Origin of the sequence: Nocardioides sp. (assembly GCF_030655615.1) — a bacterium.
In the GTDB taxonomy this organism is placed as follows: Bacteria; Actinomycetota; Actinomycetes; order Propionibacteriales; family Nocardioidaceae; genus Nocardioides.
The window spans coordinates 1-9,925 of record NZ_JAURVJ010000063.1 but is presented as its reverse complement, the minus strand read 5'-3'; the positions used below and the strand labels follow the sequence as shown (position 1 = coordinate 9,925).

The 9,925-nt window shown below is 73.5% G+C and carries 12 protein-coding genes; 10 read left to right on the top strand and 2 right to left on the bottom strand.

What is annotated here, in order from left to right; all coding sequences use genetic code 11:
• The coding region (locus tag Q7T52_RS05245; RefSeq protein ID WP_304800082.1) for a DUF3048 C-terminal domain-containing protein at window positions 1–333 on the top strand (333 nt) is incomplete at its 5' end.
• A 6-nt stretch (window positions 334–339) separates the two neighbouring features.
• Here Q7T52_RS05245 and Q7T52_RS05240 read toward each other — a convergent pair.
• Entirely contained in the window at window positions 340–1,041 is a 702-nt protein-coding gene (locus tag Q7T52_RS05240) for a TetR/AcrR family transcriptional regulator (RefSeq protein ID WP_304800080.1), read from the bottom strand.
• Window positions 1,042–1,284: 243 nt separating this feature from the next.
• Between Q7T52_RS05240 and Q7T52_RS05235 the strand changes: the two genes are divergently transcribed.
• The 5 genes from Q7T52_RS05235 to Q7T52_RS05215 all read left to right on the top strand — a co-directional run bounded on the left by Q7T52_RS05235 (window position 1,285) and on the right by Q7T52_RS05215 (window position 5,187).
• A complete protein-coding gene (locus Q7T52_RS05235) occupies window positions 1,285–1,821 on the top strand; it encodes a hypothetical protein (protein WP_304800078.1) in 537 nt (178 codons plus the stop codon).
• Between the two features lie 85 nt (window positions 1,822–1,906).
• The gene (locus Q7T52_RS05230) at window positions 1,907–2,464 is read left to right on the top strand and encodes a YqgE/AlgH family protein (protein ID WP_304800076.1); all 558 of its coding nucleotides are present in this window, start codon (window positions 1,907–1,909) and stop codon (window positions 2,462–2,464) included.
• Window positions 2,465–2,666: 202 nt separating this feature from the next.
• The gene (locus Q7T52_RS05225; RefSeq protein ID WP_304800075.1) at window positions 2,667–3,056 is read left to right on the top strand and encodes a hypothetical protein; all 390 of its coding nucleotides are present in this window, start codon (window positions 2,667–2,669) and stop codon (window positions 3,054–3,056) included.
• 75 nt (window positions 3,057–3,131) lie between these two features.
• A complete protein-coding gene (locus tag Q7T52_RS05220; protein WP_304800073.1) occupies window positions 3,132–3,401 on the top strand; it encodes a DUF3039 domain-containing protein in 270 nt (89 codons plus the stop codon).
• 40 nt (window positions 3,402–3,441) lie between these two features.
• Window positions 3,442–5,187 carry a DEAD/DEAH box helicase gene (locus tag Q7T52_RS05215; RefSeq protein WP_304800084.1) on the top strand — a complete coding sequence of 582 codons (1,746 nt, stop codon included), beginning with the start codon at window positions 3,442–3,444 and terminating at the stop codon, window positions 5,185–5,187.
• A 28-nt stretch (window positions 5,188–5,215) separates the two neighbouring features.
• Here Q7T52_RS05215 and Q7T52_RS05210 read toward each other — a convergent pair whose 3' ends face one another.
• Window positions 5,216–5,710 carry a helix-turn-helix domain-containing protein gene (locus tag Q7T52_RS05210; RefSeq protein WP_304800071.1) on the bottom strand — a complete coding sequence of 165 codons (495 nt, stop codon included), beginning with the start codon at window positions 5,708–5,710 and terminating at the stop codon, window positions 5,216–5,218.
• A 54-nt stretch (window positions 5,711–5,764) separates the two neighbouring features.
• Here Q7T52_RS05210 and Q7T52_RS05205 point away from each other — a divergent pair, with 54 nt between their 5' ends.
• The 4 genes from Q7T52_RS05205 to Q7T52_RS05190 all read left to right on the top strand — a co-directional run.
• On the top strand, window positions 5,765–6,211 hold the full coding sequence (locus tag Q7T52_RS05205) for a PaaI family thioesterase (RefSeq protein ID WP_304800069.1): 447 nt from the start codon (window positions 5,765–5,767) through the stop codon (window positions 6,209–6,211).
• Window positions 6,212–6,266: 55 nt separating this feature from the next.
• Complete coding sequence (locus Q7T52_RS05200; protein ID WP_304800067.1) at window positions 6,267–7,103, top strand: ABC transporter ATP-binding protein; 837 nt, start codon at window positions 6,267–6,269, stop codon at window positions 7,101–7,103.
• On the top strand, window positions 7,100–8,077 hold the full coding sequence (locus tag Q7T52_RS05195) for an ABC transporter substrate-binding protein (RefSeq protein WP_304800065.1): 978 nt from the start codon (window positions 7,100–7,102) through the stop codon (window positions 8,075–8,077). Before Q7T52_RS05200 ends, Q7T52_RS05195 begins: the two co-directional genes overlap by 4 nt.
• A 59-nt stretch (window positions 8,078–8,136) precedes the next feature.
• Window positions 8,137–9,925: iron chelate uptake ABC transporter family permease subunit (locus Q7T52_RS05190; protein WP_304800063.1), on the top strand; the 1,789-nt coding region annotated here is incomplete at its 3' end.

Here is a 9,925-nt window from a genome sequence, read left to right as displayed (position 1 = left end):
TGGTCCTACCGCGGTGGCGGCTACGTCAACGACAACGTCTTCGCCGCCGACGGCGACGAGTTCCCCGCCGACACCGTGCTGGTCCTCAAGGTGCGGGTCGGCGACGCCGGCTACACCGACCCCGCCGGCAACCCGGTCCCCGAGACCCAGCTCGAGGGCAAGGGCGAGGCGATGCTGTTCCACGGCGGCCGCCTGGTCCGCGGCACCTGGAGCAAGAACGCCCTCAGCGCCCCGATCAAGCTCGCCACCCAGGCCGGCCCGCTCGACGTACCGGCCGGGCGCACCTGGATCGAGCTGGTCCCCGCCGACGGCGGCGACGTCACCTTCGACTGAGGCTTCCTAGTCGTCGGCGGGCTCGAGCGCCGTGGGCATCTCCACGCCGGCCTCGGTCAGTGCCTGGAACCCGCTGATGATGAAGGTGATCGCGATCTCGACGCGCTCGGCCGCGGCGATCGGGTCCTCGGCCCCGGCGACGGACTCGCCGGCCGACGCCATCGCGCCGAAGAAGATCCGCGAGAAGGTCTGCACCATGTCCTCGTCGAGCTCCCAGGTGCCGGCGACCAGGACCGAGCGGACGATGTCGACGACGTTGGCGAAGGTCGAGCGCTCCTCCTGCTCGCGAAAGCGCTCGTGGCCGAGCACGGCCGGGCCGTCCTGCACGACGATCCGGCGGTAGCGCGGCTCCTGGACGACGGTGAGGAAGGTCCGCAGGCCGGTGCGTGCCTTGACCCACGGGTCCTTGCGGCCCTTGAGCGCCTTCTGGATGGTTCGCGAGGCGTCGTCCTCGACCCGCTCGAAGACGGCCTCGAACAGCGCCTGCTTGCCCGAGAAGTGGTGGTAGAGCGCGCCCTTGGTGACCTGGGCGCCGGCGACGATCGAGTCGAGCGACGCGTTGGCGTAGCCGTGCTCGGTGAACAGCTGCTCGGCGACGTCGACCAGGGCGCGCTTGGTGGAGGCGGAGTACGCCGCCCGGCGGCTCGCGCCGGGCACGCCGGGGACGCCGGGGACCTTGGGCACGAGCTTGGAGACCGACTTCGCCATCCCGCCAGCCTATGACGTGGCCCACACGGGGGAGTGGTGGTCACCACCTTCGGCCGGTGGCAGCCCACCCGAACAGGCGGGCTCGCACGCTCAGGGCCGTGGTTGACAGGGATTCCCGTGCGCCCGGTCATGCACCCGGTGGTCAGGATCACCCCCGAGAGAGTTGGAGAGGCCCTCGGTCTGTTCCATACTTCAAGTACGTACTCGCGGTATGCGAGTGCACCCCAGACAAGGAGCTCCACCATGACCTGGAAGACCTTCCACTCTCGGGGCGAGATCCTGCGGACGGTGATCGCCACGGCCAACACCCGCCGCGACGGCCTCCTGCCCACCGACGTCGACGGGGTCGCGGACACGTTCGCTGACGACCTCGAGCTGCTGGGCACCCTCCAGCTCAAGTGGCACACCCGGCTCGCCGGCCACATCGAGCGCCAGCTCCTCGAGCAGCCGCTCGACCTGCCCCTGGCCGTGGCCACCGCGTGGGGCTCCGCCTGCGACGAGCTGCCCGGCGTACGCCTCGTGCTCGACCACTACCGGGCCGAGCCCGACGACGCCGCCATGGCGCAGGCCATGGCCAAGGCCACCGTCAAGGAGCACGCCCTGCTCGCCGTGATGGCCGGCCAGGGGGCCATCGGCGGCGTCCAGGCCGAGGCCGAGGCCGCCCCGATCGGCGCCCGGATCGAGGAGCGCGCCCGGTCGCTGCACCGCGGCGTCCCGACGCTGGTCCCCGAGGCGCGCCCGTCGTTCCTCGAGCGCCTGCGCTCCGTCCTGGCCGCCTGACCCCACGAGCCGCAGCGGCGGGGGTGCTCGTCCTCCCACGGGTGCCCCGCCGCTGTCGTGCCCGTCGTTGCGTCATCATGGTCGGGTGAGCGAGGTACGCGCCGGCATGCTGCTCCTGGCGACCCCTGCCCTCCTCGACCCCAACTTCGCCGAGACCGTCGTCCTCATGCTCGACGTCAACGGCGACGGGTCGCTCGGCGTCGTCCTCAACCGGCCGACCGCGCTGCCGGTCGCCGAGGTCCTCGAGGCGTGGAGCGACGTCGTCGCCGAGCCCGAGGTGCTCTTCCGGGGCGGACCCGTCGAGACCGACGGCGCCCTGGCGGTCGTGCTGCGTCGGAGCGACGACGACGAGGTGCTCGGCCTGCGCGAGGTTGTGGACCGCCTCGCCCTGCTCGACCTCGACACCCCGGTCGAGCTCGTCAGCGACGAGCTCGACGGGCTCCGGATCTTTGCCGGCTACGCCGGCTGGGGCGCCGGCCAGCTCGACCGCGAGATCGAGGAGGGCAGCTGGTACGTCGTCCCCGGGATCGCCCGCGACGTCTTCCGGTCCGACACCTCCACGCTGCACCGAGACGTCCTGCGCCGCCAGCCGGGCGACCTCGCCTGGCACTCGACGCGCCCCGTCGACCCGGACCTGAACTGAATCTGACTGGTCGTGGACGACGGCCTCGCGCAGCGGGCCCGCTCTGCGCGGGGGGCCGCCGCCCCGACATGCGCGCTGTGGTGGTGTGGTGGGGGTGGGGGCGCCGGCGGTCCGGATCGGGCTGAGGGGTTGAGCCCCGCACAGAGTCCGGCTGAGTACGCGGGCCCGGCTGACGGCCGGTCGCCCGGGCGAGGCTCGAGGCATGACCTCCCTCCAGATCACGGCCCGTGTCCTCGTCGGCTTCCACGCCCTCGCCGCCGGCGCGACGCTCTTCCTCTTCCTCGCCCTCGGCGCCTCGTTCGTCGGCGACGACCCGGACGGTCTCCTGCTGCTGGCGGGCTACGCCGCCGGGGGACTCGTCTACCTCGTGCTCTGCCTGGTCGCGGTCGCCGCCCGCCGACGCGGACTGCGCCACGGCTTCTCCGTGGCGGTCGCCGTCGCCACGCTCGTCGGGGCGCGTGCCATCGGCGGGCCGGGCGCCGAGCTCCCGAGCGACGTCCCGGAGCTCCTGCCGACCTTCGCGCTGCTGGTGCTCGCCGTCACGGGCCTCGTCCTGGAGCGCGACCGGGCCCGGGCGGTCCAGCCCGCCTGACGGGGCGGCGTGCTCCCGGGTGCGGGGCCCGACGCCGGCTGGGAAGGACGGTCCCGCCCCTCTAGACTTCACGGCATGGCTCCTCCCTTCGGCTTCGGCACCTCGACCGCCACCAAGGTGCGCGAGGAGGAGCGGACCGTCCCGACCGACGAGGGCGACCACGAGAAGTTCTCCCACTACGTCGAGAAGGACAAGCTCACCGAGGCGATGGTGATGGGCACGCCCGTCGTCGCCCTGTGCGGCAAGGTCTGGGTGCCCAGCCGGGCCCCCGAAAAGTTCCCCGTCTGCCCGGAGTGCAAGGACGCCTGGGAGAAGTTCCAGGACGACTCGGGCGACGGCGAGTGACGGCCGCGTGACCGGGGGTCACGACCCCGCCGATCCGCACCTGACGCCAGCACTCACCCCTGCCTGGCCGGAGCGCGCGGCGTGGGGCACCGCCCCGTCCCTGCGCGCGTGGCAGACGGCGGCGATGAAGGACTACCTCGAGCGGATGCCGCGCGACTTCCTCGCGGTCGCCACCCCCGGGGCCGGCAAGACGACGTTCGCGCTGTCGGTCGCCTCCGAGCTGATCGGGCGCCGGGTCGTCGACCGCGTCGTCGTGGTCGCGCCCACCGAGCACCTCAAGCTGCAGTGGGCCGAGGCCGCGGCCCGGGCCGGCATCCCGATCGACCCCACGTACTCCGCCGGCAAGGGCAAGATCTCCAGCGACTTCCTCGGCATCGCGGTCACCTACGCCGGCGTCGCGGTCAACCCGCTCGCCCTGCGGATCCGCACCGAGCGGTTCAAGACGCTGGTCATCCTCGACGAGGTCCACCACGCCGGCGACGCGCTCGCCTGGGGCGAGGGCGTGCGCGAGGCGTTCGAGCCGGCCGCCAAGCGGCTGGCCCTGACGGGCACGCCGTTCCGCTCCGACGTCAACCCCATCCCCTTCGTCTCCTATGCGCCCGGCACCGACGGCGTGCCGCGGTCGCTGGCCGACTACACCTACGGCTACGCCCACGCGCTGTCCGACCACGTCGTCCGCCCGGTGCTGTTCCTGGCCTACTCGGGCGAGATGTCGTGGCGCACCCGGGCCGGCGACGAGATCGCGGCGCGCCTCGGCGAGCCGCTGACCAAGGACATGACCAACCAGGCGCTGCGCACCGCGCTCGACCCCGCCGGCTCGTGGATCCCCACCGTGCTGGCGGCGGCCGACAAGCGGCTGAGCGAGGTACGCCGCCACGTCCCCGACGCGGGCGGCATGGTGATCGCCAGCGACCAGGACTCGGCCCGGGCCTACGCCAAGTCGCTGCGCGCGATCACCGGCGAGGCGCCGACCGTCGTGCTGTCCGACGAGAAGGCCGCCTCGAAGAAGATCACCGAGTTCACCAGCAGCGACAAGCGCTGGATGGTCGCGGTCCGGATGGTCTCGGAGGGCGTCGACGTGCCCCGGCTCGCGGTCGGCGTCTTCGCCACCACCATCTCGACGCCGCTCTTCTTCGCCCAGGCGATCGGCCGGTTCGTGCGCGCCCGCTCCCGCGGCGAGACCGCCTCGATCTTCCTGCCGTCGGTGCCGGTGCTGCTCGGGCACGCCTCCGAGATGGAGCTCGAGCGCGACCACGTGCTCGGGCGCCGGGTCATCGACGAGACCGACATCTACGCCGCCGAGAACGACCTCCTCGCCCAGGCCGCGGCCGGCGAGGCCGCGTCGTCCGAGCTCGAGGGCCTGCCCTTCGAGGCGCTCGGCTCCGAGGCCACCTTCGACCACGTGCTCTTCGAGGGCGACCAGTACGGCTCGGAGGAGGAGATGGACTTCCTCGGCATCCCCGGCCTGCTCGAGCCGTCGCAGATGAAGGAGCTGCTCCAGCAGCGCCAGGCCGACAGCGCCAAGGCGCAGAAGGCCCGCCGGGTGGCGACGGGCGAGCCCGACACCGTCGCCCAGGTCTCGACCCACGAGCAGCTCGCCGTGCTCCGCCGCGAGCTCAACGGGCTCGTCGCGGCCTGGCACCACCGCACCGGCCAGGCCCACGGCATCACCCACGCCGCCCTGCGCAAGGAGGCCGGCGGACCGGCCGCCGCCATCGCCAACGCCGACCAGCTGCGGGCCCGGATCGACCTGGTCCGTGAGTGGGCGGTCCGCAAGTCGGGCTAGGCCAGTTGCGTAGTCCCGCTGCGGCCTCCTACGACTCCGGGCTCGACCACGGTCGCGCGCCCGGCCCCGGCCGGGGCAGGACGTCCCGCGGGTCGTCGACGCGGTGGCCGTCGCGGCACTCGAGGACCGGGTCGACCACGGACCCGCAGTCGCGGTGGACGAGCTCGACCGGCGGGCCCTCGGGGTCGGCGTACCAGCGGGCGCCCCAGTCGGCCACCGCGACGAACACGGGATAGAGCTCGAAGCCCTTGGTCGTCAGGCGGTACTCGTGGCGCTCGCGTGCGCCCTCGTCGCGGTAGGGGACGCGGTGCAGGACGTCGTGCTCGACGAGCAGGGCCAGGCGGTTGCTGAGCACCTGGCGCGGGAGGCCGCTGTGGCGCTGCATCTCGGCGAAGCGGCGGACGCCGTTGAAGACCTCGCGCAGCACGATCATCGCGTTCTTCTCGCCGAGGACGGCCATGGCGCGGGCGACCTGGCAGTTGTCGGTCGACCAGTCGAGGGCCGGGGGAGTCGCGGTGGTCATGCTCACACCCTAGGTCTTCTTGACAGACTCAGCGACCCCGACGACGCTGGGTCCATGACGCAGACCCAGGATCCGACGACGATGACCGGCTACGAGCTGCTGATGGCCATGGCTCGCGGCGACCTGCCGCCGGCGCCGATCGCCGAGACCCTCGGCATGGAGAACTTCGGCGGCGAGGTCGGCTCGATCCACGTCGAGCTCGTCCCGCGGCACGGCCACTACAACCCGCTCGGCACGGTCCACGGCGGCGTCATCTCGACGATGCTCGACACGGCGGCCGGCTGCTCGGTGCACTCCACCCTGGCCGCGGGGGAGGGCTACACCTCGCTCGACCTGACGGTGAAGTTCCTGCGCCCGGTCACCGTCGACTCGGGCCGGCTCCGGGCCGAGGGTCGGGTCATCCACCGCGGCCGGCGCACGGCGCTGGCCGAGGCACTGCTCTTCGACGCCGCCGGCAAGCAGGTCGCCCACGCCACGTCGTCCTGCATGATCTTCGCCTGACCCACCGGGCGGGGGCCCCTCGCCAGACCAAGTTAGGCGAGGCTAACCTTCTCGCGTGCCCGCCGACCTGCCCTCGCTGACCGGGGCCGACCTGACCCTCGGCTACCGCGACACGACCGTGGTGCACGGCGCCTCCGTCGAGCTGCGGGCCGGCACGGTGACCGCCCTCGTCGGACCCAACGGCAGCGGCAAGTCGACGCTCCTGCGGGCCCTCGCCCGGCTGCACAAGGCTGACGCCGGCCGGATCACGCTCGACGACGGCAGCTCGGCGCTCGACCTCGACGCCCGCGCGTTCTCGCGGCGGGTCACGATGCTCGGCCAGTCGCGCCCGCACCCGTCGGGCCTGACGGTGCGCGACGTCGTGACGTTCGGACGGCACCCCTACCGCCGCCGCTTCGGCGGGCTCGCCGACGCCGACCGCACGGCCGTCGACTGGGCGCTCGAGGTCACCGGCACCGGCCCGATGGAGCGGCGCGCCGTCGACGAGCTGTCCGGCGGCGAGCTCCAGCGGGTCTGGCTGGCGACCTGCCTGGCGCAGGAGACCGGCGTGCTGCTGCTCGACGAGCCCACCAACCACCTCGACCTGCGCTACCAGGTCGAGATCCTCGACCTGGTCCGCGACCTCGCCGACGAGCACGACGTCGCCGTCGGGATCGTCCTGCACGACCTCAACCACGCCTCCGGCGTGGCCGACACGATCGTGCTCCTCCACCAGGGGCACGTGCGCGCCACCGGAGCGCCGGTCGAGGTGCTGACCGGCGACCTGCTCACCGAGGTCTACGGCCTGCGCATCGAGACCGTCGTCGACCCCGACACCGGGGCCGTCCGGGCCGACCCCCGCGGTCGGCACCATCCCACCCACCGCCACCCCAGAAGGAACCCCACCTCATGAAGCGAACCGTCATCGCCGCCGGCGCCGCCGCGCTGCTCGCCCTGTCGGCCTGCGGCAGCACCGAGGAGAGCCAGTCGGAGCGGGAGGAGGAGCAGACCTCCGAGGCGGCCGCCAACGGCGGGCCGATCACCCTCACCGACGCCGACGGCCGCACCGTCGAGCTCTCCGGTCCCGCCGAGGACGTCGTCGTGCTCGAGTGGCAGCAGATCGAGGACGTGCTCGCGCTCGGCGTGACACCCGTCGGCGTGGCCGACCCGGCCGGCTACAACACCTGGGACACCGCCGTGCCGCTCGAGGGCGGCGACGACCTCGACGTCGGCATGCGGGGAGCGGTCAACAAGAACGCCGTCATCGGCAAGGACCCCGACCTGATCATCGTCGAGCAGGGCCCCGACCTGGCGACGTTCGAGGACGCCGGCGTCCCGGTGCTCGTCACGGCCGGCGCCGACGCCGAGGACCCGGTCGGCCAGATGAAGGAGACCTTCACCCTCATCGCGCAGGCCCTCGGCAAGGAGGACGAGGCGACCGACGTGCTCGCCGAGTTCGACGCCTCGCTCGAGGAGGCCAAGGCGGCCGTCGAGACCGCGGCCCCCGAGACGAGGAGGTTCGTCTACGCCGACGCCTACGTCGTGGGCTCGACCCTGTCGGTCCGCCCGTTCGGCCAGGGCTCCTACATGGGCGAGCTCGGCGAGGAGCTCGGCCTCGAGAACGCCTGGACCGGCAAGGTCGACGACGTCTACGGCCTCGGCCAGACCGACGTCGAGGGCATCACCGCGATCAAGGACGCCGAGCTCTTCTACACCGGCACCGAGTCGTCCGGGTGGCTCGAGCAGCTCGAGAGCAACCGGCTGTGGACCGGCTCCGACTTCGTCGAGGACGACCGCGTCAACCCGTTCCCCACGGGGATCTGGACCTTCGGCGGCCCGCGGTCGGGTGAGCAGATCCTCGACGCCTACGTGGAGGCGCTCTCCTGACCGACACCCTGCGCACGCCCGACGCCGGCCCCCTCGAGGAGGGGGCCGGCGTCCGCGGCGTGCTCGGAGCGGCGGGTGCCGCGACCGTCGTGGTCGCGGCCCTGGTGGTGGTCGTCGGCTGGCACCTGACCCAGGGGACCACTGGCGTGGGCGCGCGCGACCTGGTCGACGCCGTCCTCGGGCGCGCCGACCGCGGCACCGTCGACGTGCTCGTCGACTCGCGGCTGCCGCGGATGCTGGCCGGCCTCACGGTCGGCATCGCCCTCGGCGTCGCGGGCGCCGTCTTCCAGTCCCTGGCCCGCAACGCCCTGGCCTCGCCCGACACCCTCGCCGTCAACGCCGGAGCGGTCACCGCGGTCACCACCGTGGCGGCGTTCGGGATCACCGTGCCGTTCGTCGGCAACACGTTCGTCGCCTTCGGCGGCGCCCTGCTGGCGGCGGGGCTCGTGCTGGTGCTCGCCGGCGGCGGCTCGACGTCGACCACCCGGCTGATCCTGGCCGGCTCGGCGCTCGCCCTGGCGCTGGACGCCGTCGGTACGGCGCTCCTGCTGCTCTTCGACCAGGAGACCACCGGGCTGTTCGCCTGGGGCCGCGGCACCCTGTCGCAGACCGGGCTCGACGGCGTACGGGCGATGGGCCCGCTCGTGGCCCTCACCGTGCTCGCCACGCTGCTGCTCGCACGTCGCCTCGACCTGCTCAGCCTGGGCGACGACGCGGCCTCGAGCCTCGGCGTGCCCGTGCTCCGGTCGCGGGTCGTCGGCACCCTCCTCGCCGTCCTGCTCTGCGCGTGCGCGGTCAACCTCGCCGGTCCGATCGGGTTCGTCGGGCTCGCGGCGCCCGCGCTCGTGCGGCTGGCCGCGCGGGTCGTGCCGTCCGTCTCGCGCCACCTCGTCCTGCTGCCCCTCGCCGGCCTGGTCGGCGCCCTCGTCGTGCTGCTCACCGACGCGACGGTCCGCAGCGTCATCGGCGCCGAGGCCTCGCTGCGGGTGCCGACGGGTGTCTCGACCACCATGGTCGGCGCGGTCGCCCTCGTCGTCCTGGCCCGTCAGGCGCGTGACGCCGGACCCACGCGTCGACCGGCGTCGGCCCGCCCCGGAGCGCTCCACGGGCGGCTCCGCTTCCTGGTCGTGGTCGCGGTCCTGGTCGTGCTCGTGGTCGGAGCGGGGGTCGTCGGGATCCTGGGCGGCTACCAGTGGTTCCTCGTCGGCGACGTCCTCAACTGGCTGCGCGGCGACGCCGTCCCCGTCGTGGCGTTCGGGCTGGAGGAGCGTGCTCCCCGGGTCGTCGCCGCGCTGCTCGCGGGCGCCGCGCTCGCGCTCGCCGGCACGACGACCCAGGCGGTCTGCCGCAACCCCCTCGCCGAGCCCAGCATCCTGGGCGTCACCGGAGGCGCGGCCGCCGGCGCGGTCATCGTCGTCACCTCGGTCGACTCGCCCTCGACCGCCCAGATCGCCCTGGCCGCCGGCGTCGGCGCGATCCTCGCCATGGTGCTCGTCTACGCCGTCACCTGGCGCGGGTCGCTCGACCCCGACCGGCTGGTGCTCGTCGGCATCGGCGTCGCGGCCTTCGGGGCGAGCCTCTGCGCGCTGCTGCTCGTCTACTCCGACCCGTTCAACACCCCCGCGCTCTACACCTGGCTGTCGGGGTCGACGTACGGCCGGACGTGGGGACAGGTCGTGCCCGTCGCCGTCGTGCTGGTGGTGACGGTGCCGCTCGCCTGGCTGATGCACCGCGAGCTCGACCTGCTCGCCCTCGACGACGAGACGCCGCGGCTGGTCGGCGTACGCCTCGAGCGGCTGCGCCTGCTCGCCCTCGCGGTGGCCGCGCTGCTCGCCGCGACCGCGGTCG